25 protein-coding genes and 1 tRNA gene are annotated in these 25,249 nt (G+C 31.8%); 15 read left to right on the forward strand and 11 right to left on the reverse strand.

Features of this window, described 5'->3' with window-relative positions:
* Positions 1 to 6 precede the first annotated feature (6 nt).
* Together BS621_RS05070 and holA are read right to left on the reverse strand one after the other, a co-directional pair.
* A complete protein-coding gene (locus BS621_RS05070) occupies positions 7 to 1,767 on the reverse strand; it encodes an aspartate kinase (protein ID WP_077142056.1) in 1,761 nt (586 codons plus the stop codon).
* A gap of 39 nt (positions 1,768 to 1,806) precedes the next feature.
* Positions 1,807 to 2,808 (reverse strand): DNA polymerase III subunit delta, encoded by a 1,002-nt coding sequence (gene holA, locus BS621_RS05075; protein WP_077142057.1) that lies wholly within the window; start codon positions 2,806 to 2,808, stop codon positions 1,807 to 1,809.
* A gap of 58 nt (positions 2,809 to 2,866) precedes the next feature.
* Here holA and BS621_RS05080 point away from each other — a divergent pair, with 58 nt between their 5' ends.
* A complete protein-coding gene (locus BS621_RS05080; protein ID WP_077142058.1) occupies positions 2,867 to 3,490 on the forward strand; it encodes a precorrin-8X methylmutase in 624 nt (207 codons plus the stop codon).
* A gap of 31 nt (positions 3,491 to 3,521) precedes the next feature.
* Here the strand turns inward: BS621_RS05080 and mutS are convergent, their stop codons facing one another.
* Positions 3,522 to 6,263 (reverse strand): DNA mismatch repair protein MutS, encoded by a 2,742-nt coding sequence (mutS, locus tag BS621_RS05085; RefSeq protein ID WP_077142059.1) that lies wholly within the window; start codon positions 6,261 to 6,263, stop codon positions 3,522 to 3,524.
* A 140-nt stretch (positions 6,264 to 6,403) separates the two neighbouring features.
* Here mutS and psbZ point away from each other — a divergent pair, with 140 nt between their 5' ends.
* From psbZ to BS621_RS05105, 4 genes are all read left to right on the forward strand, one after another.
* Positions 6,404 to 6,601 carry a photosystem II reaction center protein PsbZ gene (psbZ, locus tag BS621_RS05090; RefSeq protein WP_002807211.1) on the forward strand — a complete coding sequence of 66 codons (198 nt, stop codon included), beginning with the start codon at positions 6,404 to 6,406 and terminating at the stop codon, positions 6,599 to 6,601.
* Between the two features lie 49 nt (positions 6,602 to 6,650).
* The gene (ribH, locus tag BS621_RS05095; RefSeq protein WP_011819254.1) at positions 6,651 to 7,127 is read left to right on the forward strand and encodes a 6,7-dimethyl-8-ribityllumazine synthase; all 477 of its coding nucleotides are present in this window, start codon (positions 6,651 to 6,653) and stop codon (positions 7,125 to 7,127) included.
* A 62-nt stretch (positions 7,128 to 7,189) separates the two neighbouring features.
* Positions 7,190 to 7,261: transfer RNA gene (locus BS621_RS05100), tRNA-Gly, on the forward strand.
* 45 nt (positions 7,262 to 7,306) lie between these two features.
* On the forward strand, positions 7,307 to 7,738 hold the full coding sequence (locus BS621_RS05105; RefSeq protein WP_025915236.1) for a nuclear transport factor 2 family protein: 432 nt from the start codon (positions 7,307 to 7,309) through the stop codon (positions 7,736 to 7,738).
* Between the two features lie 27 nt (positions 7,739 to 7,765).
* Here BS621_RS05105 and BS621_RS05110 read toward each other — a convergent pair whose 3' ends face one another.
* Complete coding sequence (locus BS621_RS05110; RefSeq protein ID WP_077142060.1) at positions 7,766 to 8,221, reverse strand: GNAT family N-acetyltransferase; 456 nt, start codon at positions 8,219 to 8,221, stop codon at positions 7,766 to 7,768.
* Between the two features lie 175 nt (positions 8,222 to 8,396).
* Here BS621_RS05110 and secA point away from each other — a divergent pair, with 175 nt between their 5' ends.
* Positions 8,397 to 11,228 carry a preprotein translocase subunit SecA gene (secA, locus tag BS621_RS05115; RefSeq protein WP_198025659.1) on the forward strand — a complete coding sequence of 944 codons (2,832 nt, stop codon included), beginning with the start codon at positions 8,397 to 8,399 and terminating at the stop codon, positions 11,226 to 11,228.
* A gap of 8 nt (positions 11,229 to 11,236) precedes the next feature.
* Here the strand turns inward: secA and cysE are convergent, their stop codons facing one another.
* From cysE to miaA, 4 genes are all read right to left on the reverse strand, one after another.
* Positions 11,237 to 11,971 (reverse strand): serine O-acetyltransferase, encoded by a 735-nt coding sequence (cysE, locus tag BS621_RS05120; RefSeq protein WP_077142061.1) that lies wholly within the window; start codon positions 11,969 to 11,971, stop codon positions 11,237 to 11,239.
* Between the two features lie 6 nt (positions 11,972 to 11,977).
* Positions 11,978 to 12,964: a GntR family transcriptional regulator gene (locus BS621_RS05125; RefSeq protein ID WP_077142062.1), complete on the reverse strand. Its 987-nt coding sequence runs from the start codon at positions 12,962 to 12,964 to the stop codon at positions 11,978 to 11,980.
* 77 nt (positions 12,965 to 13,041) lie between these two features.
* Positions 13,042 to 13,614, reverse strand: a complete 573-nt coding sequence (infC, locus tag BS621_RS05130; protein WP_025937720.1) for a translation initiation factor IF-3 — start codon at positions 13,612 to 13,614, stop codon at positions 13,042 to 13,044.
* Positions 13,615 to 13,667: 53 nt separating this feature from the next.
* On the reverse strand, positions 13,668 to 14,567 hold the full coding sequence (miaA, locus tag BS621_RS05135; RefSeq protein ID WP_077142063.1) for a tRNA (adenosine(37)-N6)-dimethylallyltransferase MiaA: 900 nt from the start codon (positions 14,565 to 14,567) through the stop codon (positions 13,668 to 13,670).
* Between the two features lie 150 nt (positions 14,568 to 14,717).
* Between miaA and gyrB the strand changes: the two genes are divergently transcribed.
* The 6 genes from gyrB to BS621_RS05165 all read left to right on the forward strand — a co-directional run bounded on the left by gyrB (position 14,718) and on the right by BS621_RS05165 (position 20,263).
* Complete coding sequence (gene gyrB, locus BS621_RS05140) at positions 14,718 to 16,685, forward strand: DNA topoisomerase (ATP-hydrolyzing) subunit B (protein WP_077142064.1); 1,968 nt, start codon at positions 14,718 to 14,720, stop codon at positions 16,683 to 16,685.
* The gene (locus BS621_RS05145; protein ID WP_077142065.1) at positions 16,682 to 17,011 is read left to right on the forward strand and encodes a hypothetical protein; all 330 of its coding nucleotides are present in this window, start codon (positions 16,682 to 16,684) and stop codon (positions 17,009 to 17,011) included. Before gyrB ends, BS621_RS05145 begins: the two co-directional genes overlap by 4 nt.
* A gap of 3 nt (positions 17,012 to 17,014) precedes the next feature.
* Entirely contained in the window at positions 17,015 to 17,380 is a 366-nt protein-coding gene (locus BS621_RS05150) for a fluoride efflux transporter FluC (protein ID WP_077142066.1), read from the forward strand.
* A gap of 1 nt (position 17,381) precedes the next feature.
* On the forward strand, positions 17,382 to 17,711 hold the full coding sequence (locus BS621_RS05155) for a CrcB family protein (protein ID WP_077142067.1): 330 nt from the start codon (positions 17,382 to 17,384) through the stop codon (positions 17,709 to 17,711).
* Positions 17,712 to 17,754: 43 nt separating this feature from the next.
* Positions 17,755 to 19,161, forward strand: coding sequence for a magnesium transporter (mgtE, locus tag BS621_RS05160; protein WP_077142068.1), 1,407 nt, complete (start codon positions 17,755 to 17,757; stop codon positions 19,159 to 19,161).
* Positions 19,162 to 19,261: 100 nt separating this feature from the next.
* Positions 19,262 to 20,263, forward strand: a complete 1,002-nt coding sequence (locus BS621_RS05165; protein WP_025934110.1) for an RpoD/SigA family RNA polymerase sigma factor — start codon at positions 19,262 to 19,264, stop codon at positions 20,261 to 20,263.
* On the opposite strand, the gene BS621_RS05170 is transcribed toward BS621_RS05165, so the two are convergent.
* Positions 20,248 to 21,162: an alpha/beta fold hydrolase gene (locus BS621_RS05170; protein WP_077142069.1), complete on the reverse strand. Its 915-nt coding sequence runs from the start codon at positions 21,160 to 21,162 to the stop codon at positions 20,248 to 20,250. The two genes, BS621_RS05165 and BS621_RS05170, sit on opposite strands and share 16 nt — an antisense overlap.
* Before the next feature lie 89 nt (positions 21,163 to 21,251).
* On the opposite strand from BS621_RS05170, the gene BS621_RS05175 reads away from it, so the two are divergent.
* Positions 21,252 to 22,250, forward strand: coding sequence for a carbohydrate kinase family protein (locus BS621_RS05175; protein WP_077142070.1), 999 nt, complete (start codon positions 21,252 to 21,254; stop codon positions 22,248 to 22,250).
* Here BS621_RS05175 and tsaE read toward each other — a convergent pair.
* The gene (gene tsaE, locus BS621_RS05180) at positions 22,208 to 22,645 is read right to left on the reverse strand and encodes a tRNA (adenosine(37)-N6)-threonylcarbamoyltransferase complex ATPase subunit type 1 TsaE (RefSeq protein WP_077142071.1); all 438 of its coding nucleotides are present in this window, start codon (positions 22,643 to 22,645) and stop codon (positions 22,208 to 22,210) included. The two genes, BS621_RS05175 and tsaE, sit on opposite strands and share 43 nt — an antisense overlap.
* A gap of 50 nt (positions 22,646 to 22,695) precedes the next feature.
* On the opposite strand from tsaE, the gene ahcY reads away from it, so the two are divergent.
* The gene (gene ahcY, locus BS621_RS05185; RefSeq protein WP_077142072.1) at positions 22,696 to 24,114 is read left to right on the forward strand and encodes an adenosylhomocysteinase; all 1,419 of its coding nucleotides are present in this window, start codon (positions 22,696 to 22,698) and stop codon (positions 24,112 to 24,114) included.
* Between the two features lie 2 nt (positions 24,115 to 24,116).
* Positions 24,117 to 24,776 (forward strand): DedA family protein, encoded by a 660-nt coding sequence (locus tag BS621_RS05190; protein ID WP_077142073.1) that lies wholly within the window; start codon positions 24,117 to 24,119, stop codon positions 24,774 to 24,776.
* On the opposite strand, the gene BS621_RS05195 is transcribed toward BS621_RS05190, so the two are convergent.
* Positions 24,773 to 25,144 carry a single-stranded DNA-binding protein gene (locus BS621_RS05195; protein WP_025934104.1) on the reverse strand — a complete coding sequence of 124 codons (372 nt, stop codon included), beginning with the start codon at positions 25,142 to 25,144 and terminating at the stop codon, positions 24,773 to 24,775. The genes BS621_RS05190 and BS621_RS05195 overlap by 4 nt on opposite strands.
* Positions 25,145 to 25,249 lie beyond the last annotated feature (105 nt).

The following is a 25,249-nucleotide window of genomic DNA, read 5'->3' on the forward strand; positions in this document are numbered from 1 at the left end:
AAGAACTTATTTTTCTAATTCGAAATGATTATGAATTGCATTAACTGCTTTGTCACAATCTTTTTCTAAGACAATACAGGAAGTCCTTATTTCACTAGTGGCAATCATTTCAATATTGATATTTTGGTCAGCCAATGCTCTAAATATTTTTCCAGCCGTTCCAACTTTAAATGCCATTCCCGCTCCTACAGTACTTACTTTGGCTATAGCAGGGCCATCTTCAACGTATGATCCGGGTAATTTTTTTGTTAAGGCTTCAAAAACTAAGTTAGCTTTTTCTCTATCTTGTTTATTCATTGTAAGACTAATATCTTTAGTTTTTAAAGAGGAAATTCTTTCAGACTGAACGATAGTATCGATAAGTAAATTATTTTCCGCTAATGCTAAACATATCGATGCTGCTACACCTGGACGATCAGGCAGTTTTCGAAAACTTACTTGAACTTGGTTTTTATCTAATGCAATTCCTCTTACTTCAGGTTGATCTTGCTTTTTATTGATTGGATTAACAAATATTTGTGTATCGGATAACTTGAATTTCTCAGCAACAAATCTTATAGCTTTTGGTATATTATTGATTTCAATTACACAGCTGACTTTAATTTCGCTAGTAGCTATTAACCTGACATTTATATTAGCTTGAGATAAAGTATCAAATAAATCAGCTGAAACACTAGGTCTGCCCATAATTCCTGCTCCTTGAATACTTAATTTAGTCATGTTTGTTTTTAAGTTATATTCTCCTCCTAATTGACTAGTTATAAGTTCACATTGTTCTGCAGTCTTTTTAACTTCTAATTCACTAACAGTAAATGTAATATCGTTTTTATTTCCATCATTTGTCGCTTGTATTATTAAATCTACACTAATACTTGCTTCTGAAAGTTTTTCAAATATTTGTGCAGCAATCCCAGGCCTATCAGGAATATTTGAGAGACTGAACACTGCTTGGTTTTCTAATACCTCAAGGCTATTGACTGTTTTTGTTAATTCTAAGCTTCCTCTTTTTAGTGGGAGAGGTTGGATTTGACTTTCAAGGAGAGTCCCACTTGAGTCACTTTGGCTTGATTTGACACACAATTTTATTCCATAATTTCGAGCAATTTCTACTGCTCTTGGATGCAGAACTGAAGCACCGACACTTGCAAGTTCAAGCATTTCCTCGCAGCTAATTTCATCTAAGAGTTTTGCATTAGGAACAATTCTTGGATCAGTAGTAAGAACCCCTGGAACGTCTGTATAAATTTCGCACGTCTCAGCTCCTAAAGCTGTGGATAAAGCTACTGCGGAAGTATCTGAACCACCTCTACCCAAAGTTGTAATTTCCATTGAACCAGTATGGCTTAATGTTGTCCCTTGAAATCCAGCCACTACAACTACAAAACCCTGATTTATATAATTTTGGATCCTTTCTGTTTTTATATCCAGAATTCTCGCTTTCCCATGAATTGATTCAGTAATAATTCCAACCTGACTACCGGTCATTGAAATTGCAGGTATTCCGTATTCGTTTAATGCCATTGAGAGAAGAGCTATGGTTACTTGCTCTCCAGTTGATAGAAGCATATCCAATTCTCTTCGATTAGGATTTTTACTAATTGATTCCGCTAAACAATTTAAATCATCTGTAGTTTGCCCCATTGCAGAGACAACTACGACAATTTCATTTCCTGCTTCTTTACTTTGACAGATGCTACTAGCAATATTTTTAATTTTTTTAATATCACCTACAGATGTACCGCCAAATTTTTTTACTAGTAAAGCCATATTTAAATCATAATGTAAATTCTTAAACTTATAATTTGGTTAACTTAAATTAATTAATTTCTCTGTAAAAACATTTATAGGATTATTACCTTGTTTTAGTAATGATTCAATATCTACTAAGTTACTCATTAAATTAATTAAATATTCTTGAGATATATTTTTGACTTTTCTTCGAATAAAAAAAATTCGTTTTGGATTAGAAATGCCTGCAAGATTACAAATCTTTTCTGCATTATCATTACCTGAATTTACTGCTAATTTTATAATGGTATGAATTCTTATTTGACTAATTAAACCTGCATTAAGTCTTAAAGCAGGTTCTCCTTTCTGTATTGAATAATTTATTTCTATGAGGCTTTCATTAATATTTTTTTGTAAGAGAAGATCAATGATTTTGAAAATATTGGATTGATGATCACTAAATATTTTTCTTACATCAATACTTTTAAGAAAAAGTTGTGAATTCGAATCACTTGATACTGCAGAAAGGTATGTTTTTGCTTTGGCTAATTCATTTATTAGTTTAAAGCTATCATTACCAACTGAATCAATTATTAATTCAGCTGCATTTTTATCAATTTTGATATTCATTCCATTTGCTGCATCTTCTAAAAATTTTTTTTGTCCTTCATAGTCCCAGATTTCTGGTAAAGAAAATGACTTTTCTTTAGCTAAATTATTTTTGATAAGTTTTTGTAAAAATTTAGTACTCTTTAGTCTTGAGTCTGGTTTTTTTGTATTTTGTAAAATGAAATAAGTATTTTGAGGTATATTGTCATGAATTTTTTCAAATTTAGTTCTTAGATCCTCATTTTTGGCAGTAAAAATTGGATTATTTTTTAATGTAACTATTCTGTATCCCTCTCCAAAAGGAGGTGTAAGAACTTCATCAAAAGCTTTTTTGACTTGCTCATCATCATCGCCATTTAAATTTGTTACGTTTATTTCTTTCCATTCTTTGGAAACTTCCTTATCAATTAATTTTTGAATAAATGTATTTTGAGCATTTAAATCATTACCCCATAATATTTGTATTGGCATAATAGCTCAATAAAAACCATATATTAACTATGATTACTTCTAACACAAATTAAATTTAATGGTAATAGATCATCCAATTTTTTTGGAAAGCATCAGATTCATAAGATCTCATTTATTAGCCAATGATCTAAATTATTTGGAAAAAAAAGTGTTAGAGAGATTAGTCCATACTTCAGGAGATTTTTCAGTTCAAAATCTTGTAAATTTTAGTGAAGGTGCCTGCGAAAAAGGGGTGCAGGCACTTAAAAATGGTGCTCCGATTTTAACTGATACTGATATGGCTGCAGCAGCAATAAAAACCATGGCAGAAAATACCACTAGGAATGAAGTATTCACCGCTAGAATGTGGTTTGGAAAAAATAATCATGCAAACTTAACTAAAACTGCATATGGCTTAAGTGAAGGTTGGAAGGAGTTATCCGCTATGAATTCTGGAAGCAAATCACCTATTGTAGTTATTGGCAGTTCGCCTACAGCGTTAACTTATTTAATTGATATTTTAGAGAATGCAAAAGATTTTCCTAGTTTAATTATAGGAATGCCTGTTGGATTTATTGGAGTAGAGAAAAGTAAAAACAAACTAATTTCTACCGATTTTCCTAGAATTGTTTTGAATTCAACTAGAGGAGGTGCTGCCATGGCAGCTGCTGCGGTTAACGCCTTATTGAGGGAGACTATTTAAAGAGTATTTATTTTATAAAAATTTCAAAAATTTACTTAATATCATAATTTAATTTGTTATTTTCTTCTAAAGAATTTAAAACTGATTTTGCTTTTTCTATAACTTCTTTTGGAACTCCTGCTAATTTAGCTGCTTCTATGCCATAGCTTTTATTTGAGCCCCCTTTAATAATCCTGTGGCTAAAAATTAGCTGGTCGTTATTTTGTTCTACTAAAACTTGAAAATTTTGTATATTCTTATTTGAATTTTTTAAATAATTAAGCTCATGATAGTGCGTAGCAAAAATAGTATTACATTTAATTTTTTTTGCAAGATATTCACTCACTGACCAAGCTATTGAAAGTCCATCAAAAGTAGATGTCCCTCTGCCTATCTCATCAAGTAAAACTAGTGAGCTAGAAGTTGCCTGATTTAGAATTGATGCAGTTTCAGACATTTCTACCATAAATGTTGATTGTCCAGATGATTGATCATCAACAGCCCCAATTCTTGTGAAAATCCTATCTGCAATCTTGATTTCAGCATTATTAGCAGGAACAAAGCAACCAATTTGTGTGAGAATTTGTATTAAACCAAGTTGTCTTATAAAGCAACTTTTTCCGCTTGCATTGGGACCGGTTAATATAATTAATTTTTGATTATCCTCAAAAGAGATATCGTTTGCTACAAACTTTTTATCACTTAATAATTGCTCTACAATTGGATTTCTTCCTGCGATAATTTTTGTACTATTTTTTGTCATTGAATCATTTATTGGTATTAATGAAGGTTTTATAAAATTGTTTTCTAATGAAGTAATTGATAAACCAAGTAGTGCATCAAGAGATGCTATGGATTTTGCGATTGATCTTATTTGTTTTGTTTTTTCAGCAACTATATTTCTTAATTCGCAGAAAATTTCATATTCTTTTGATGAAGCTCTACTTTTTATTTGGAAAATCTTATTTTCTTTATTTTTAATTTCTGAAGTGATATATCTTTCTTCATTAGTAAGTGTTTGCCTTTTGATCCAATGTTGTGGAGCTAAATTAACTTTTGACTTATTAATAGAAATGTAATAACCAAAATTTTTATGAAATTGAATTTTTAGGTTTGAAATTTTGCTAATTTTCCTTTCCTTTAATTCTTCTTTTTTTAGCCACTCAGAGTAATCATCCATTAAATTGCGTAAACCATCCAATATATTGTCAACACCATCGTGGATCATGCCTCCTTCACTAATATTTAGAGGAGGATTTTCTACTAGTTTAAAACTTATGGTATCAGCTAATTCTAAGAGTCCTTCATCAATATTTTTTAATTGATCAGTCCAATTTGGGAGATCATATTTAAATAATTCGATTATGGATTTTAGTCTAGGCAATTTTTTTAAACCTTCAGCTATTGCAATTAAGTCTCTAGGACTTGCATGACCTGCACAAGCTCTACCTGCAAGTCTTTCTAAATCCCCCATTGCTCTAAGTAAATTTTGGGTATCTGTACGTAATTTTTTAGATTCAAGAAAGTTTGTAATTATATTTTGTCTTTTATAAATTTCATTAACGTTTAATAGTGGTGAATCTATCCACCTTCTTAAACACCTTGCACCCATGCAAGTATAAGTTCTATCAATACTCCATAGTAGAGAACCTACATAATTGTTTTCTCGTTGTGTATTTTTGATTTCTAAGTTTTTTTGAGTTTGATAATCAATAATTAATTTGTTGTGACCATATTGGATTTGAGGAAAGTCTAATGAGATTTTTAAAGAAGAATCTTTATCTAAATTTGAAGGATTAATTTTTTCTAAATAATTTAATAAACCTCCAAGTGATCTAGTTGCATTGTTTAAATTTTTAAGTCCTATTCCCTCTAGGTTTGCAATGTGGAAATAATTTTTTATTAGATAATTTGCTTCATTAATTCCAAAAGTAGTCTCTTGAGAAACAGTATATGTAATTTGACTATTTCCTTTAATTAATAAATTTCTTACTGTATTGCTTCCCACAATGATTTCTGAAGAATCTAATTTAATAATTTCATCAAATAGTTTTGACAGAGATTGGCCTTCTAAAGTTATTAATTCTCCTGTGCTTACATCAGCTTTTGATATCCCCCATTCATAAGATTCATCTGAGTTGGCTTCTGATAAGTAAATAGCAGTAATCCAATTATTTTTCTTTGCTATCAACATCCCCTCTTCAATTACAGTTCCAGGAGTTATTATTCTTGTTATTCCTCTTTTAATTGGAGTCCCATAATTTCCAGAACTTTTTTCTAATTGATCGCATATAACCACAGAATAATTTTTTTTAATTAAATCAGCACAGTATCTCTCCATTGCATGATGGGGAACCCCTGCCATAGGGATCTTACCAATCTCTTTGCCAGCATCTTTACTGGTAAGCGTTATTTCTAAAAGGTTAGATATTAATACAGCGTCCTCAAAAAAACATTCAAAAAAGTCTCCTAATCTATAGAGTAATAACCTATCTTTATTTTCTTCTTTTAGAGTTACATAATGCTTCATTACAGGAGTTAATTTCAGTTTTGAAACTGTTTTATAGCTATAAGATTCTTCATTGATGCAAACATTTTTGTTATTTGAAATTAAATCAGTCTTGAATTTATTTATTAAATTAGTTGAATTTTTTCTTTGTCTGGGTCTTTTTTGCGATTCTTTTTTTAAATCTTCCAAAGATAAATCTTCTGGAATTTTTGTTATTTCTTTTTGTTCATTATTATCATTACCAATCGCAAATAAATTCTTTTGAATTATCGTATCTTCTTGCATACTTTTTTAATTCCTAAATAGATATTAGGTAGAATTTTTTTTTTTGCATTTAAAGTGGCTAAAGTATGTAAATTTTCTCTAATAATTATCATTTTCATGAGATTATAGTATTTATAATATTTGAAACCTAAGACTGAATTATGCAGGCTGTTAACTTTTTCTTCGTAAACGCTCTATTATTTGCTTCTTTAATTGCGGTAGTTGGAGTACCCGTTTTATATGTGACTCAACCTTCTACTGAGGAAGGACAGCGAGAAAGTAGGAGAAAAATTTATTCTATTGCTGCTGTTTGGGTTGTTTTGGTTTTTGTTACAGGGATAGTTTCTTCATTAGTTTGAACTTAATACCTTTTCGTGAGAGTCTATTAATATACCTAAGTAAAATTTAATGGCTATTTTTGAGGGTTCTTTTACTACTGCCTCTACTTTAAAAGTTGGGATTGTAATAGCAAGATTTAACGATTTAATTACAAATAAAATTCTATCTGGTTGTCTTGATTGTTTAAAAAGACATGGTTTAGATACTTCTGAATTAAGCAATCAAGTAGATATAGTTTGGGTTCCAGGTTCATTTGAGTTACCAATCGCAGCTAAAACCCTCATGAAAAAAAAGAGTTATGACGTTGTAATTGCTCTTGGGGCTGTGATCCGTGGTGAAACTTCCCACTATGATGTAGTTATATCTGAGGCGAGCAAAGGTATTTCGCAAGTTTCAAATGAAAATAATGTTCCAATTATTTTTGGAGTTTTAACTACTGATACTATGCAGCAGGCTTTAGAAAGAGCAGGGATTAAGAATAATCTTGGTTGGAATTATGCTTTACAAGCAATTGAGATGGGATCTTTAATTAAAAATTTAAATTAATTGAAAAAAATTTAATTATTTTTATCATTGATCCCTTCTTTGAGATAAAATAAAAAAGTCATGCGGATGTAGCTCAGTGGTAGAGCATCTCCTTGCCAAGGAGAATGTCGAGAGTTCGAATCTCTTCATCCGCTTTTAATGTTTGTATCTTTTAGAATACTTACAAAGGTAAATTCGTAATGACAAGAGTAATTTCTATTGAGGATTTAAAGGGATTATTTACTAAACCTTATGGAACAGATGCTCCTACAAAACAAAAGTGGGCTGAATTTTATAATGAGAATGTTATTTTTACAGACCCAACTCAGGAAACAGAGGGCTTAGATTCTTATGTTAAAGCTCAAGAAAAGCTAGTTAAAAGATGTGATGATGTTTTTTTAGAAACTCATGCAATTTCCATAACTGGGGATTGTGGATTTGTTGAATGGACAATGGGTTTAAAAATTATGGGTAAAGAATTTATTTATCCAGGAACTACTCGTTTATTATTTGGCGAAAATGGATTAATAAAAGAGCACAGAGATTACTTTGATTTTTGTGGTCCAACTTTTGGACCAGTGCCTATTTTAGGACCTTTTATAAGATGGCTTTATAGTAAATTTGTATCTTGATTTTGTTTTTATTAAAAACAGAGTTTTTTATATTTCTCGAATTAATAAATTTTGAGATTTAACTTCTTTAAAATCAAATTGAGAATAAAATAATTTTTTATTTGTTGTCATTAAATATAATTTTTTTGTATTTTTAATTTTTTTTGAAGATAAAAGACTTTTCACAATTAATGTGCCAAAACCTTTGCCTTGGTGATTTTGATCTATAACAATATCCCAAAGCACTCCGCGATAAATCCCATCGGTTAAAGCTCTACCAAAACCAACTATTTCCTTACCGACCCAAAGACTTATTACAACATCACTATTAGCAAGACATTTTTTTAGATCATTAATTGTTCTATCTTTTGCCCAGAAAGCATTGTTATCTAGTAATTTTTTTAGCTTAATTAGTCCGTTTGTTGGTTTAAGATTAGGACCTAATCCAAAAATCCTTAATCCTAAAGCTCCTTTACTATGTTTGATTAGAGATATTTCTTTCATTTATTAAAAAGATTTTTGAAAAGTGATGTCAGCTAGGTTATTTTTGTGACTTCAATCTAAACACCTTAATTGATCATTATCTATTAAATAAAGAGATAATAGCTTTCTTCATTTTGTTGTAACGCACTAATTTATAATGTTTGTAATAAGATGAATTTTTTAAGGACTTTGACTTATGCTAAAACTTTTGTTGGGAGATCCGAATACACGAAAGTTAAAGCGCTATCAACCAATAGTGGAAGAGATAAATTTTTTAGAAGAAGAAATTTCTCAATTGACTGATGATGAGCTTAGACAAGAAACTCAAAATCTTAAATCAAATATTTCAGCAGAATTAGATTTTAAAAAACAAAAAGAACTCCTTGAAGAATTTCTGCCTAAAGCCTTTGCAATCGTAAGAGAAGCAAGTAAACGTGTTCTTGATATGAGACATTTTGATGTTCAGTTAATAGGCGGGATGGTTCTAAATGATCGTCAAATTGCTGAGATGAAAACTGGAGAGGGAAAAACTCTTGTCGCAACATTACCTTGTTATTTAAATGCTCTTACAGGAAAAGGTGTTCATGTCGTTACTGTAAATGATTACTTAGCTAGAAGGGATGCAGAGTGGATGGGACAAGTTCATCGTTTTTTAGGTTTATCCGTTGGTTTGATTCAACAAGATATGAATCCAGTTGAGAGAAAGAAAAATTATGATTGTGATATAACTTATGCCACAAATTCAGAATTAGGATTTGATTATTTAAGAGATAATATGGCTACTGATATTAGTGAGGTAGTTCAAAGGAAATTTAATTACTGCGTAATTGATGAGGTTGATTCAATTTTAATTGATGAAGCAAGAACTCCTTTAATCATTTCTGGTCAAATTGAAAGACCACAAGAAAAATATCAAAAAGCTGCAGAATTATCTCAGGCATTAGTTAAAGCAAAAGAATTAAGTAAAGATGGTATTGATCCAGAAGGGGATTATGAAGTTGATGAAAAACAGAGAAGTTGTATATTAACTGATCAGGGTTTCGCAAAATGTGAAGATTATTTGGGAGTTAATGATTTATATAATCCTCAAGATCCTTGGGCGCATTATATAACTAACGCTTTAAAAGCTAAAGAATTATTTATTAAAGATGTAAATTATATTATTAAGAACGATGAGGCTGTAATAGTGGACGAATTTACTGGTAGGGTAATGCCAGGAAGGCGTTGGAGCGATGGACAACATCAGGCAATAGAAGCAAAAGAGGGTCTTAAAATTCAGCCTGAGACTCAAACATTAGCATCCATAACTTATCAGAATTTTTTCCTTCTATATCCCGGTTTAGCAGGAATGACAGGAACTGCAAAAACTGAGGAAGTTGAATTTGAAAAAACTTATAAATTAGAATCAACAGTTATACCGACAAATCAAATAAGAAAAAGACAAGATTGGTCTGATCAAGTATTTAAGACAGAGATTGGTAAATGGAAAGCCGTTGCTAAAGAAACTATACAAATTCATAGAGATGGTAGACCTGTTTTAGTTGGTACAACAAGTGTTGAAAAAAGTGAATTACTAAGTTCACTTTTATCTGCCGAAAACATCCCACATAATTTGTTAAATGCTAAGCCAGAGAACGTTGAACGTGAGGCAGAAATTGTTGCTCAGGCAGGAAGAGCAGGTGCTGTTACTATTGCGACTAATATGGCTGGAAGGGGAACAGATATAATTCTTGGCGGTAATAGTGACTATATGGCAAGGCTGAAATTAAAAGAACTTTTAATTCCTTTGTTAGTCAAGCCTGATAATGAGCATAAGCCACCAATACCTAAACAAAGAAATTCAAAATCTAAGGGTGGTTTTTCTACAAAAGCTGGTTCAAATTTGAAAAAGAACATTTCAAATTCTTCAACTAGTCTCTTCCCTTGCAAATTAGATGAAGCAATTGAAAAGAAACTCTCACTTTTATCTGATCAACTTGTTAAAAATTGGGGAGATAGACAACTTTCTGTCTTGGAGCTTGATGACAGAATAGCTACAGCTGCAGAAAAAGCACCAACAGATGATAACTTGATAAAGCTTTTGAGAGAATCATTGTCTGATGTAAAAGAAGAATATGAAAAAGTTTTGATTCATGAAGAAGAAAAAGTAAGAGAAGCTGGCGGTTTACATGTCATTGGTACTGAGAGACATGAATCAAGAAGAGTGGATAATCAACTTAGAGGAAGAGCAGGAAGACAAGGTGATCTTGGAAGTACAAGATTCTTTTTATCTTTAGATGATAATTTATTAAGGATTTTTGGAGGTGACAGAGTAGCAAATCTAATGAATGCTTTTAGGGTTGATGAAGATATGCCTATTGAGTCAGGAATGCTTACTAGGTCTCTAGAAAGTGCTCAAAAGAAAGTTGAGACCTACTATTACGATATTAGAAAACAAGTTTTTGAATACGACGAGGTAATGAACAACCAAAGAAAAGCAGTTTATGGCGAAAGACTTAGAGTATTGAAAGGAATTGATTTAAAGAGACAAGTAATAGGATATGGAGAAAGGACAATGATTGAAATTGTTGATGCTTATATTAATCCTGATCTTCCTCCTGAAGAATGGAATATTGATCAATTAATTTCTAAAGTCAAAGAATTTATATATTTATTAGATGATCTTAAATCTGATGATATTAATTTATTGTCAATAGAAGAATTAAAAAACTATCTTCAAGAGCAGTTGCGAATAGCTTATGACTTAAAGGAATCACAAATAGAAAAGATTCGTCCAGGATTAATGAGAGAAGCTGAAAGATTTTTTATTTTGCAGCAAATAGATAATTTATGGCGAGAACATCTTCAAGCCATGGATTCATTGAGGGAATCAGTCGGATTGAGGGGTTATGGTCAGAAAGATCCATTAATCGAATATAAAAACGAGGGATATGACATGTTTCTCGAAATGATGACTAATATGAGACGAAACGTTATTTATTCAATGTTTATGTTTCAACCTAAAACTGACGTTAATGAAAAAAAATAAATCAATATTTAATCATCTCCAAGAAATTCAAAAATTTCTTTGTCTTTAAGATTTTGAGAATCACCGAGTTTAGAAATATCAATAGATTCCGAGTTAGCTATACATTGTAGAGTTTTTTGTAATTTAAGAATTTCATTTTCAAGAGAATCTATCCTATCCATTAAATTTTTTATCACATTAGCTTCTGCATCCGGTAAAGCAGAGTGAGCTAACGGATTTACTTTGACACCACTTTGATGCACTACCCTACCAGGAACCCCAACCACAGTACTGTTGCCTTCTACATTTCGAACAACTACTGAGCCAGCTCCAATGCGGGTATTAGATCCTACTGTGATTGATCCAAGAACTTTTGCGCCCGCTCCGACTACAACATTCTCCATTAATGTGGGGTGTCTTTTGCCATGGCTTTTACCAGTACCTCCTAATGTCACTCCTTGATAAAGCAAACAGTTATTTCCTATCTCAGCAGTTTCACCTATTACAACGCCCATTCCATGGTCTATAAAAACCCGTTTACCAATTTTTGCTCCAGGATGGATTTCAATACCTGTTGCTAATCTATTTAGATGACTTAGTAAGCGGGGAATTAAAGGAATCTTTAATTGCCATAATTTATGCGTAAACCTATGTATAACTATTGATTGAAAGCCTGGGTAGCAAAGAAATATTTCTACTATTCCTCTTGCAGCTGGATCTCTCTCTCTGATAATTTCTATATCTGATTTAAAAGTTCTTAGCATATTAGTCTAATTAATAACTCCTATTTCTTTTTTTAATTGATTTATCGTTTCGTTACTTAAATAATTTTTAGCACATATTATTTGAGGTAATCTCATTAACTGAGAACGATTTTTTAATAGTGTGTTTTCTACAACTGATAAACTAGGTCCATCACAAACTATATGGTTCGAAGCCTTTAAAAGTGATAGTAATCTATTATTATTATCTGAGATTGCTGTCATAAGCATTAATTCACTACCTCGCATGCTGTGTATAATAATTTCGGCTGCTCTTAATAAGCCAGGACTTATGCTGACAATACCTACACAACTTCCTGCATTTAATTCCTTGAGAATTTTCAATTCTTTTTGAAAGTCGCTTAAGTCGACTGCAATAGCACGAACCCCATGTTGCTTAGCAACTTTTTCTAGAGGCTGTAAAAAATATCTGCTTGTCACAATCGTACCATTATTTGAATTACTCAAAACTTTTTCTAATTCTTCCATAGGAACAACCTCTACTGGTACATTAACTGTTTTAGAAAGGTCTTCTGCAATTAACATAGAAGCTCCAATATCTTCTCTAGGAGTACTGACTATAATTCTTGATCCGCATTTAATACGCCAATCAATTTCATTGTTCAATATCTCTCTTGTCTCTTGCAAACTGAATCCAAGATTTATTAAGTTGTTAATAACCGTCTTTACTTCTTGATCTGGTGCTTTGCTTATTCTATCTTTTGAGTAAAGTGATTTTGTAAATTCTCTTTTAGTAATATTATCTCTGACATAGATACCTGATCCAGCTATTGCTTCAACAACTCCATCTACTTCCAGTTGTCTGTAAACTTTGCTTATAGTATTCCGATGGAGTCCAGTCTGCATTGCAAGTTGTCTCGTACTTGGGAGTCTGTGTCCTGGTGGATAATGTCTTGATGCAATTGCAAAACAAATTTGATTATTTAATTGAGTAGATGCTGGTATATCACTTTCTTGTTGAATATGGAATCTCACTTTAGAAAAATCCTGACTAATTTAATTTTTGATATAGTGACACTTTAACATTCGTCATATTTTTTGATAACAATTTATCACTCATTATCTTTTTTAATAAGAGGAGTTTTCCTAGGGCTTAAAAACATAATCATGTTTCTCCCTTCTCTTTTGGGTTTTTGCTGAACTTCTGATTGCTCTTCTAAATCATTAGCCATTCTTAAAAGAAGTGTCTCAGCTAAATTTGAGTGTTGAATTTCTCTTCCCCTAAAAATTACAGTACATTTAACCTTATCTCCCGATTTTAGAAATTTAGTAGCTTGACCAATCCGAACATCATAATCATGCTTGTCAATTTTATACCTCATTTTTACTTCTTTAACTTCTGTTTGATGAGATTTTTTTCTTGCTTCTTTAGCTTTCTTTTCTTGTTCAAATTTATATTTACCGTAGTCCATGATTCTACAAACAGGAGGATTTGCTTTTTCGCTCACCAAAACTAAATCAAGTTCTCTTTGAGATGCTATTTCTAATGCTTTTAATCTATCTATGACGCCTAATTGTTTCCCATCTGAATCAACGACTCTTAATTGAGGGTATTTTATTCTTTCATTTATATTTGGAAGCTCTCTAACTGGAGCTCGTCGGTCAAAGCGTGGGCGTGGGGGCATTCAGTTAATTAAATAAATTGATTGGATGATGAATAAAATCTATTTTTATAAAGTTAGCTTAAAAAAGACTCTATCTTAATTATTGCATCTTTTAGCAGGTTTTTGTTATTAAGCCAAAGAGGATTATTTTTATTACGAAACCAAGTTTTTTGTCTTTTGGCAAATTGGATTGTTTTTGTCGCAGTTAATTCAATTGCTTTGTCAATTGTTGAACGGTTATTTAAAATATCCCGAGCTTCTCGATAACCAATTGTTTCTAAAATTGGCAAATCAAATCCGTATTTAGAGATAAGGTGGTTTGTCTCCTCAATAATTCCAGATAAAAACATATTTTTTGTTCTTTGAAAAATTCTTTCTTTTAAATTATCTCTATCTAATCCAAGCTCTAGGATTTTCCAGTTAGGCGGTTTTTGAACTTTTAGAGCTGATAAAGGTTTACCTGTTACGTAGAAGACTTCTAAAGCTCTTATTGTTCTAATTTGGTCAGCAAAATTGATTTTTTTTGTTGATAATGGATCACAATTTTTTAACAGGTCCCAACATTTTTCCTGACCAATTTCTTCTAATTGTCTTCTGAAATAATTTTGAGGAGGGACATCTGGTACAAAAAATCCTTTTGTGATTGAGTTCATATACAACCCACTTCCTCCAACAAGAAAAGGTAAAAAATCTTGTTTAATTTCTTCCTTAATAGATTTTTGAGCCAGTTCTTGAAATTGTTTTACATTAATTGGATTGATTGGTTCCTCAATGTCTATTAAAAAATGTTTTATTTTTTTTTGTTGGATTTTAGATGGCTTGGCTGTTCCAATATCCATCGACTTATAAATTTGCCTTGAATCGATATTGTGTATATGAGTTTTAAAATGTTCTGCAATTTCAATAGCTAATTCTGTTTTCCCACTTGCAGTAGGCCCAACTAAAATTATTACATGAGGTAGAGACAAAGACATATGAATTTCTGAAGAAAAAAATATTGGCTATATAATTAAAGTGATTAAATTTTTCATTGACTTCGAGCCTATATTTGATTGCGGTGGTAAGTTTAATGAAAGACCTTTTAAAAATAACATTTTAAAAGTCTAATATTTTTTTTATATTAAATGAGTGAGGACAAAAGATCTAATAAAATCTCAAATGAATATGGCGCTGAACAGATACAGGTTTTAGAGGGGTTAGAACCAGTTCGTAAACGCCCCGGGATGTATATAGGTTCTACAGGACCTAGGGGATTACACCATTTAGTATATGAGGTAGTTGATAACTCGGTTGATGAAGCACTTGCAGGCCATTGCGATCACATAGAAATAGTTCTTCGCGCAGATGGTTCTGCTTCAATTTCTGATAATGGACGAGGTATCCCAACAGATATTCATCCAAGAACAGGGAAAAGTGCCTTAGAAACTGTACTAACTGTTCTTCATGCAGGAGGTAAATTTGGAAGTGGTGGTTATAAAGTTTCAGGGGGTTTGCATGGAGTAGGAATATCTGTAGTTAATGCTTTAAGCGAATGGGTTAATGTGACTGTTTATAGAGATGGAAGCGAATTTAATCAAAGATTTGAAAAAGGCGTATCAAAGGGTGAATTGGAAACTAAAAAGCAGACTGGCAGACCTTCTAAGAAAGGAACAACTATTTGCTTTAAACCCGACAAAACAATTTTTTCTGGAGGAATTGAATTTGAATATTCTCTTCTTTCATCTAGATTAAGAGAGCTAGCTTATCTTAATGGCGGAGTAAAAATTGTTTTTAGAGATGAAAGAAATCAATTATCAGATGGTTCTTTTAAAGAAGAAATTTACTTGTATCAAGGAGGTATTAAAGAATATGTTGAATACATGAATGCTGAAAAAGATTCTATTCATCCTGAAATAATTTATGTTGACTCACAGAAAGAAAATGTATATGTAGAAGCGGCTTTGCAATGGTGTTCAGATGTATATTCAGATAATATTCTAGGATTTGCAAATAATATTAGAACTATTGATGGAGGAACTCATATTGAAGGGCTAAAAACAGTTCTGACAAGAACTTTCAATAATCTTGCAAAAAAGAGAGGTAAAAGAAAAGATATTGAGAAAAATTTAGCTGGCGAAAATATTAGGGAGGGTTTGACTGTTGTTTTATCAGTAAAAGTTCCAGATCCAGAATTTGAAGGGCAAACAAAAACAAAATTAGGAAATACTGAAGTACGGGGGATTGTGGATTCTCTCATTGGGGAGGCTCTCACAAAATATATGGAATTCAATCCTGGAATTTTGGACTTGATTCTTGAAAAAGCAATTCAATCATTTAATGCAGCAGAAGCTGCAAGAAGGGCTAGAGAATTAGTAAGAAGAAAAAGTGTTCTTGAAAGTTCTACCTTGCCGGGCAAATTAGCAGATTGTAGTTCTAGAGATCCCTCAGAATCAGAAATTTATATAGTTGAAGGAGATTCAGCTGGTGGCTCCGCAAAACAAGGACGAGATAGAAATTTTCAGGCTATTTTGCCTCTAAGGGGTAAGATTCTTAATATTGAAAAAACTGATGATACTAAAATATATAAAAACACAGAAATACAGTCGTTAATAACAGCTCTAGGATTAGGAATAAAAGGAGAGGAGTTCGACGAGAGCTCTTTGAGATATCATAGAGTTGTAATTATGACGGATGCTGATGTTGACGGTGCTCATATAAGAACTTTATTGCTTACATTTTTTTACAGGTACCAAAGAGAACTTGTGGAGAAAGGTTTTATATACATTGCTTGTCCCCCTCTTTATAAAGTTGAAAGAGGTAAGAATCATAATTACTGTTATAACGAGAATCAATTAAAGGATACAATTCAAGGTTTTGGAGAAAATGCAAATTATAATATCCAAAGATTTAAGGGATTAGGTGAGATGATGCCAAAACAATTATGGGATACAACTATGAATCCTCAAACGAGGATGATGAAAAGGGTTGAAATTGAAGATGCACTTGAAGCGGACAGAATATTCAATATATTAATGGGAGATAAAGTTGCACCAAGAAGAGAATTTATTGAAACTCATAGTAGCAACTTAGATATGGCCACTTTAGATATATGATTTATAAAGTTCTCAAAAATTTTTGTTTAATTACTTTTGCATTAATTGCTCCAATTACATTACCTGCTGGTGGGATCCAAAAAAGTTTACATCAAAATAAGTTCCCTAATAATACAAATGAAATTATATTGAGTTCCAATACTTCTCTTTATTCATATCCTGAAATTTTTGCTAAGGAATTATTAGTGCTTGATGTAGGTACAACCTTAACAGTATTACGTAACTGGAAAGTAAGCAAAAATGAAACTTGGGTTAGGGTTAAATTAGCTTCTAATAAATTTTTAGATAATCCTAATAAGATTTTAAAAGGCTGGATAAAAATGTAAATTTTGGATTTTAGTTCAATAAGTATTATTTTACTTGGCAGTACTTTTGGATTAATCATGAGAATATATATACAAGATAATTTTAAAAAAAGTATATGTTTTGATATTCAAAATACTTCAATAGTAAATTTTTTATCATCTTTTTTTTTAGGAATTTTAGTAGCTTTAAATTTTCTTAATAACGAAATATTAGTGTTATTTTATGGTGGTTTTTTAGGATGTTTTAGTACATTTTCTTCATTTATATATCAACTTTTTGATTTATTAAAAAAGAGAAAATTTCTCAGATTATTTTTCCACTATATTGAAGTGATAATTTTTTCATTCCTTTTCTTTTATTTAGGTTATTTTATTATTCAGTTTTTTTAAAGTGAAAATAAAAAATTTTATTTATGTTCTTTTAGCTGCGTACCTAGCTACTTTTTTAAGGTTAACTATAAAAAATAATTTTTTAATTTCAATAATTGGATCATTTTTAGTGGGTTTTTTTATCAGTAGAAAATTAAGTTATGCAACTGAAAAAATTTTATTGAGTGGTTTTTTTTCTTGCTTTACATCCTTTAGCGGATTTATATTTTTTTTATACACATTTTTAAACCAAGGGAATTGGATAAAGTTTATAATTCTCTTTAATTTAATTATTATCGTAAATTTATTTACAATGCTTTGTGGTTACTGGATAAGTAGAAAAATGACTTAGATTTCATATAATAGTGTTGTTACTTTGATAAGGGATTATATTTATGAATGAAAATAATCTTGAAACTGTTACATCGTTATCTTCAGATTTAAGTACAAGAGAGAAAATTACTATTCAACTTGAGGAATTACTCATCGCAGGAAATTATGATGAGGCAAAGTTACTTTTAGAGCCTTCCCAACCAGTTGATATTGCAGATGCTATAGGAAGCCTTCCACTAATATTGCAGGCATTAGCATTTCGATTATTAAAGAAAAATGAAGCAATTGAGGTATATGAATATTTAGATCCAATAGTCCAGCAAACTTTATTAGAAAGACTTCGTTCAGGAGAGGTTTTAGAAATCGTTGAAAAAATGTCTCCTGATGATAGGGTTCAACTCTTCGATGAATTACCTGCAAAAGTTGTACGAAAATTTTTGTCTGCTCTTAGTCCTGGCGAAAGGAAAGTAACAGCTGAATTACTTGGATATGAGCCAGAAACTGCTGGAAGATTAATGACAACTGAATTTATAGACCTTAAAGAGATGCAAACAGCAGCTGATGCTCTTTCTTTAGTTAGAAAAAGAGCCCCATTTACTGAAACTATTTATAGCTTATATGTTACGGATAAAGAAAGACATTTAACTGGTATTCTTTCTTTAAGAGATCTTGTAACTGCTGATCCCTCCAAGCCAATTGGTGAAGTTATGACAAGAGATGTAGTTAATATCTCTACTAATACGAATCAAGAAGAGGTTGCTAGAGCAATACAAAGATATGATTTTTTAGCTCTACCAGTCGTTGATAAAGAAAAAAGACTGGTTGGAATAGTAACTGTTGATGATTTAATTGACGTTATAGAACAAGAAGCAACAAGGGACATTTACGCAGCAGGGGCAGTGCAACCAGGAGATGAAGATGATTATTTCCAAAGTAGTTTGTTTACGATTGCGCGAAGAAGAATTTTATGGTTATTAATTTTGGTTTTTGCAAATGGTTTAACGACAAAAGTTATAGCTATGAATGATCAAATATTAAAAGAAATAGTCTTATTAGCTGCATTTATTCCACTACTTATTGGTACTGGGGGAAATGTTGGTGCTCAAAGTTCAACGGTTGTCATTAGAGGTTTAAGTACTCAAAAATTGAAGTCTCTGGGTGCTATTAAGGCAGTTGTTAAGGAAGCAATCACAGGCGCTCTTTTAGGTGTTTTCATGATGCTCGTAGTATTTCCCTTCGCGTGGTGGCAAGGAGAAGGGCCTTTAATCGCCTCTGCGGTCGGAATAAGTTTAATATCCATAACAACTTTAGCTGCTACAACAGGTGCGATCCTCCCTTTGTTGTTTGACAGAATGAAATTGGATCCAGCCTTAATGTCCTCCCCTTTCATTACAACCGTCACTGATATTGCTGGTGTATTTATTTATCTCAGTACAGCACAATGGCTGTTAAACTCATCATTAACCTAAATTCACTAGGTATTTATTCTCATTTTTGTAAAAATGTGGATTTTTTTGTTTAACTTTACATTTCTTAATGGTATTGTTTACAAAACATCATTCAACTTTCATGTCTTCTGAAACAATAAGTGAAAATAAACTAGCGTCAATTGCTAGTATAAAAGCAAGTAATGATGTAGATCTTGTACGGTCATACTTAAGGGATATAGGAAGAGTTCCATTACTATCTCATGAGCAAGAAATTACTCTAGGTAGACAAGTTCAAGAGTACATGGAAGTTGAAAGAGCTGAATTAGAGATTATTGAATTAACAGGAGATAAGCCTAGTATTGACGAATTATCGACCAAATTAAATTTAACTTCCTCCATTATAAAAAAAAGGTTGAGAGCTGGACAGAGAGCTAAGGAAAGAATGGTGGCAGCGAATTTAAGATTGGTAGTAAGCGTTGCAAAAAAATATACAAAAAGAAATATGGAACTTTTAGATTTAATTCAGGAAGGGACTATAGGATTAGTTAGAGGAGTTGAAAAATTTGATCCAGCCAGAGGTTATAAGTTTTCAACATATGCATACTGGTGGATTAGACAAGGTATTACAAGAGCAATAGCTGAAAAAAGTCGAGCGATAAGGCTACCAATTCACATAACTGAAATGTTGAATAAGTTAAAAAAAGGTCAAAGAGAGCTCAGCCAAGAAATGTCTAGAACGCCAACTGTAAGTGAACTTGCAAAATACGTAGAGCTTCCAGAAGATGACGTTAAAGATTTGATGTGCAAAGCTGGACAGCCAGTAAGTCTTGAAACCAAAGTTGGTGATGGTGAAGATACTGTTTTATTAGATTTACTTGCAGGGGGTGAAGATTTGCCAGACGAACAAATAGAGATGGATTGTATGAGAGGTGATCTGCATTCTCTTTTACATCAATTGCCCGATCTGCAATGTAGAGTTTTAAGAATGAGATACGGAATGGATGGTGATGAGCCAATGTCTCTTACAGGAATTGGAAGGGTTCTAGGAATAAGTAGGGATCGAGTAAGAAACCTAGAAAGAGATGGATTAAGAGGCTTGAGAAGACTTAGTGACAATGTAGAAGCTTATTTTGTTTCTTGAATAAATTCATTTATTAACTTATTTGTTTGTTCAGGTTCTTCATCATGAGGACAATGTCCAGCGCCATTAATAATATCTAATCTTTTGATATTCCTAAATTGTTTCTTCCACTCTCTTGCTTCATTTAAAGATTCCCAAGGATCGTCCTCACCCCATATCAATTGGATTGGAGAATCAACTTTATCGAAAAGGTCAGTAGCAAGATAGTCATCAAATAAGTTAATAAAACCACGAAAAGCTTCTTTAGAATTTTTCCTCTGAGAGGGTTTATAAAGTATGTCAATTAATTCTTTATCGATATTTTTTCCTGAAGGGTAAGCTTGTTCAAGTATTTTCTTTATAGTTTTTGGATTGGCGGCTCTTGTAAAAAGTGTATTACTAATCACCCTTTGTCTGACTATTGTTTTAAGGACGGGTCTTAGTAGATTCATTAAAATATTACTTTTTTTTAAACGTTTATCATCCATAGTTCTTTGTGCACAATCTATCAAAATGATACCTTTGCAATTATCTTTGAGGCTTTCAGCAGCTTTCAATGCAATAACACCACCAATTGAATTTCCTACCAAGTAAACAGGAGATTTTATTACCTCTGCACAAAATGTTGAAATTTGGTTAGCCCATAAGTCAAATGAATATTTAATTGAATTTTCTTTTTCAGGTTCGTAATTTAATAAAGCACTAGGCTGACTACTTTTTCCAAATCCTAATAAGTCAATTGCGTAGCAGTTAGAAAATTTACCAAGAAAATCTTGATTATGTCTCCAGTGGTTTTTTGATGCACCAAATCCATGCACTAATAAAATTTGAATATTTTTTTCAGAAGAATATTCTTTGGATAAAGACCAAGAAATTTCCCAATTTTTCCACTTCCAAGTTTCAGATTTATTTAAAGACACTATGTATACCCATTTAATTAAACTTTAATTCAAAAAAAAATTATTCGTTTTTAGTAAATTATTCTTAGTTAAGAAAAAGCTTTCATTTTATGAAAAAGAAAAAGGTCATATGTATTGGAGAGGCTTTAATAGACAGAATCAGAAATAAGTCAAATAAAGGTTTTACAGATTTTTTGGGTGGTGCGCCTGCTAATGTTGCTTGTGCATTAAGAAAATTAAAAATAGATTCAACATTTATAGGAAGTTTGGGTAATGATGATTATGGAAAAAAATTTATTGCGCAATTTGATCAATTGGGCGTTAATTTTGATTTCTTGCAATTAGATAATGATTCATCTACCCGCGTGGTTAATGTAGATAGAGATAAATTTGGAGATCGTTTTTTTTCAGGCTTTGAGAACAGTTCTAATTCACGCTTTGCAGACGAAGTTCTTAGCAAGAAATTAATTGAAAAAAAAATTTCAAATTTGGAGAAATCTTTTTTAGAAACAAAATATTTGGTTATGGGAACGATATTATTATCATCTCCAATGTCAGCAGAGACTATTTTTTTTCTTCTAGAACAGGCTAAAAAATTTGAAGTCAAAATAGTTATTGATTTGAATTGGAGAGAGGTCTTTTGGGATCACTCAAGTTTTTCATCAGAAATTAGTAAAGCCGAAAGAGTAAATTTAATCAAGAAATTTTTAAATCATGCGAATGTTTTAAAACTTGCTAAAGAAGAAGCAACTTTGTTTTTTGAGGATAAAAATCCCTTGTTAATATCTCAACAGTTGTCTAATAGACCAGATGTAATAATAACTGATGGAAAAAATCCCGTTGAATGGTATATCAATGGATTGCAGGGAATTACTGAAACTCTTAATTCACAGAAAATTGTTGATACAACTGGCGCAGGTGATGCTTTTCTAGCAGGCTTAATTTCAAAATTAATTTCTTCTGGCTATCCTTCAAATGAACAAGATATTGAAGATTGCATTAAGTTCGCAGGTGTTTGTGGATTATTAACTTGTCTTGGTGAAGGCGCCATTGAGCAACAGCCATATTATGAAAAGGTTAATAAATTTTTGGGATCTCTTATTTCGTAGTTTCTTCCATAATCTTTTGCGTAACTAATTTCTATTTTCCAGAAATTATCAATAACTGGTTCTATTAATTCTGGCCATTCAATAACTAAAATAGCTTGTCTTTGTATTGCCTCTTCTTCTTCAGAAAAAAATACTTCTTTTGCTGAAGAAACATTTCCTAACCTGTATAAATCAAGATGAATTAGTGGAATTTTCCCGGAGTTATAGTGATGCGATAAAGCAAATGTAGGGCTTGTAATGTCTTCAGAGATTGATAAGCCTTTAGCAATCCCTTGTACGAATGAAGTTTTCCCAGCCCCAATTGGACCCTGTAATAAAACAATTGATTGGGGATTTAATTTGTGTGAAAGTTTTTTCCCTAAATTTAAAGTTTCTTTTAAATTCTCAATAAACACAAAATTACACAAAAATCATTTATAGTTTAATAGAAAAAGTATTACTAGATATGATTATCGCGAATTCAGTCAGTACCACTACACCAAATTATGTAATTGCCGACATATCCTTATCAGATTTTGGCCGTAAAGAAATTAAAATTGCTGAAACGGAAATGCCTGGATTAATGGCACTTAGAGATAAATATCAATCAGAAAAGCCACTCAAAGGTGCAAAAATAGCTGGAAGTTTACATATGACTATTCAGACTGCAGTCTTAATAGAAACTCTTGTTGATCTTGGGGCAGAAGTGAAATGGGCTTCATGCAATATTTTTTCAACTCAAGATCATGCGGCGGCGGCTATTGCAGATAAAGGAATTCCTGTATATGCAAAAAAAGGTGAGACACTTGATGAATATTGGCAATATACCCACTACATTCTCGATTGGGGTTCAGACTCTCCAAATATGATTCTTGATGATGGTGGGGATGCAACTGGTCTATTGATACTCGGCAGTAAAGCAGAAATAGATTTGTCTGTTTTAGATAATCCCGGTAATGAAGAAGAAATTGCTTTATTCAATTCTATTAAGTCTAAATTAGAAAATGATAGTGACTTCTATTCTAGAATTAAAAGTAATATCATTGGTGTCACTGAAGAAACGACAACTGGAGTTGCAAGACTTTATCAACTGCAAAAGCAAAATGCTTTACCTTTCCCTGCTATCAATGTTAATGATTCAGTGACTAAGAGCAAATTTGATAATTTATATGGCTGTCGCGAATCTTTAGTAGATAGTATAAAGCGCGCAACTGATGTGATGATTGCTGGGAAGGTTGCTTTGGTAATGGGTTTTGGAGATGTAGGTAAAGGTTCAGCTCAGTCACTAAGAGGACTTGGTGCAATTGTAAAAGTTGCTGAAGTTGATCCAATTTGTGCTCTTCAAGCAGCAATGGAGGGTTTTAGTGTTGTTACGTTAGACGATGTTGTGGAAGATATAGATATCTTTGTTACAGCAACTGGGAACTATCAGGTAATTACAAACGAACATCTCGTCAAGATGAAAGATGAGGCCATAGTTTGTAATATTGGTCATTTTGATAATGAAATTGATGTGGCTTCATTGAAAGATTATCCATGGGAAAATATTAAGCCGCAGGTTGATCACATAACTTTACCAAGTGGCAATAAAATAATTCTTTTAGCCGAAGGTAGATTAGTTAACTTAGGCTGTGCCACTGGACATCCAAGTTTTGTTATGAGTAATTCTTTTACTAATCAAGTATTAGCTCAAATCGAACTTTTCAATAAGTCAGAAAAATATGCTAAGGAGGTTTATGTTTTACCAAAGCATTTAGATGAAATGGTAGCAAGATTACATCTTGATAAAATTGGTGCAAAATTAACAAAATTAACTAAGGAACAAGCTGATTATATTAATGTCTCTGTAGAAGGACCTTACAAACCAGAGCTTTATAGATATTAAGTTTGAGTTTAATTTTTGTAAATTTTCTTACTTCAATTCCCGACTATATTAGTTTGGCTGTTGAGAAGAATTCAACAATTGCATACCTCACTATTTGTTTGGCTATGTTTTTGGAAAACATAATACCTCCAATTCCTTCGGAAATAATAATGCCACTGGGAGGTTTTTTTGTGTATCAACAAAAATTAAATTTCTATATTTTAGTTTTTTGGGGATTACTTGGAACTATTTTAGGATCATTGCCTTGGTACTATTTAGGTAGATTAGTAAATGAAAAAAGACTTTCAAATTTTCTAGATAAAAAAGGAAAATATTTGGGTATTTCTTCTAGTGATTTAAGTAAAAGTAAAAGGTGGTTTGATAAATACGGTGTTTCTTTAGTTTTTTGGGGCAGATTAGTACCAGGTATACGAACTTTAATCTCAGTTCCTGCTGGCATAGAACTTATGCCATTAAGAAAATTTTTGCTTTGGACTACGTTTGGGAGCCTGATATGGGTAGCCCTTCTAACATATTCGGGTTATTTATTTGGTGAAAATTATCCAATCATTCAAACTTATTTAGATCAAATCAAATATTTTGTAAAGCCAATTTTAATTTTAATTTTCTTATACTTCTTTATAAGAATACTTATTAGATTTCTTAAAAAAAATAGAGCTTAAAAAGGAATTTCACTTGAGTTATTGCTGTTGGAATACTGGTTATTATCAGAATCCTTTCGTGAGCCTAGTAAGTTTAATTTATCTACCCTAACAACTGGTTTATATCTATCTTCGCCAGTATTTTTATCTTTCCAACTATCAATTTTAAAGCTTCCTGTAATTCCTATTAATGATCCTTTTTTCACATAATCTGCGGCTATTTGTGCTTGCTTGCCCCATATTTCTAAATTAAACCAATCTGGCTCTTCATCTCTGCTTCTTCGGTTAACTGCAATTGTGAAATTTGCTACGATACTTCCTGATTCAAAATATCTGACATCTGGTTCTCTTCCTGCTCTGCCAACAAGATTAATAGTGTTAATTTGCATAATTTTTTTTTTTTTAATACTACTCTTATTTCCAGGTTCTGCTCAAAGTTTTACGTGCTATTCATAACTAAACAACAGAATTCCGAGAGCTTATCAAAAAATAGA

This window comes from Prochlorococcus sp. RS04 (assembly GCF_001989455.1).
Lineage (GTDB): Bacteria > Cyanobacteriota > Cyanobacteriia > PCC-6307 > Cyanobiaceae > Prochlorococcus_A.

Coding starts and splice junctions, on each gene's coding strand:
- secA (WP_198025659.1), top strand. CDS start 8,397: ATGCTAAAACTTTTGTTGGGAGATCCGAATACACGAAAGTTAAAGCGC.
- mutS (WP_077142059.1), bottom strand. CDS start 6,263: ATGCAAGAAGATACGATAATTCAAAAGAATTTATTTGCGATTGGTAAT.
- BS621_RS05080 (WP_077142058.1), top strand. CDS start 2,867: ATGGTAATAGATCATCCAATTTTTTTGGAAAGCATCAGATTCATAAGA.
- BS621_RS05110 (WP_077142060.1), bottom strand. CDS start 8,221: ATGAAAGAAATATCTCTAATCAAACATAGTAAAGGAGCTTTAGGATTA.
- BS621_RS05105 (WP_025915236.1), top strand. CDS start 7,307: ATGACAAGAGTAATTTCTATTGAGGATTTAAAGGGATTATTTACTAAA.
- psbZ (WP_002807211.1), top strand. CDS start 6,404: ATGCAGGCTGTTAACTTTTTCTTCGTAAACGCTCTATTATTTGCTTCT.
- cysE (WP_077142061.1), bottom strand. CDS start 11,971: ATGCTAAGAACTTTTAAATCAGATATAGAAATTATCAGAGAGAGAGAT.
- ahcY (WP_077142072.1), top strand. CDS start 22,696: ATGATTATCGCGAATTCAGTCAGTACCACTACACCAAATTATGTAATT.
- ribH (WP_011819254.1), top strand. CDS start 6,651: ATGGCTATTTTTGAGGGTTCTTTTACTACTGCCTCTACTTTAAAAGTT.
- BS621_RS05145 (WP_077142065.1), top strand. CDS start 16,682: ATGATTTATAAAGTTCTCAAAAATTTTTGTTTAATTACTTTTGCATTA.
- mgtE (WP_077142068.1), top strand. CDS start 17,755: ATGAATGAAAATAATCTTGAAACTGTTACATCGTTATCTTCAGATTTA.
- BS621_RS05165 (WP_025934110.1), top strand. CDS start 19,262: ATGTCTTCTGAAACAATAAGTGAAAATAAACTAGCGTCAATTGCTAGT.
- holA (WP_077142057.1), bottom strand. CDS start 2,808: ATGCCAATACAAATATTATGGGGTAATGATTTAAATGCTCAAAATACA.
- BS621_RS05175 (WP_077142070.1), top strand. CDS start 21,252: ATGAAAAAGAAAAAGGTCATATGTATTGGAGAGGCTTTAATAGACAGA.
- miaA (WP_077142063.1), bottom strand. CDS start 14,567: ATGTCTTTGTCTCTACCTCATGTAATAATTTTAGTTGGGCCTACTGCA.
- BS621_RS05070 (WP_077142056.1), bottom strand. CDS start 1,767: ATGGCTTTACTAGTAAAAAAATTTGGCGGTACATCTGTAGGTGATATT.
- gyrB (WP_077142064.1), top strand. CDS start 14,718: ATGAGTGAGGACAAAAGATCTAATAAAATCTCAAATGAATATGGCGCT.
- infC (WP_025937720.1), bottom strand. CDS start 13,614: ATGCCCCCACGCCCACGCTTTGACCGACGAGCTCCAGTTAGAGAGCTT.
- BS621_RS05195 (WP_025934104.1), bottom strand. CDS start 25,144: ATGCAAATTAACACTATTAATCTTGTTGGCAGAGCAGGAAGAGAACCA.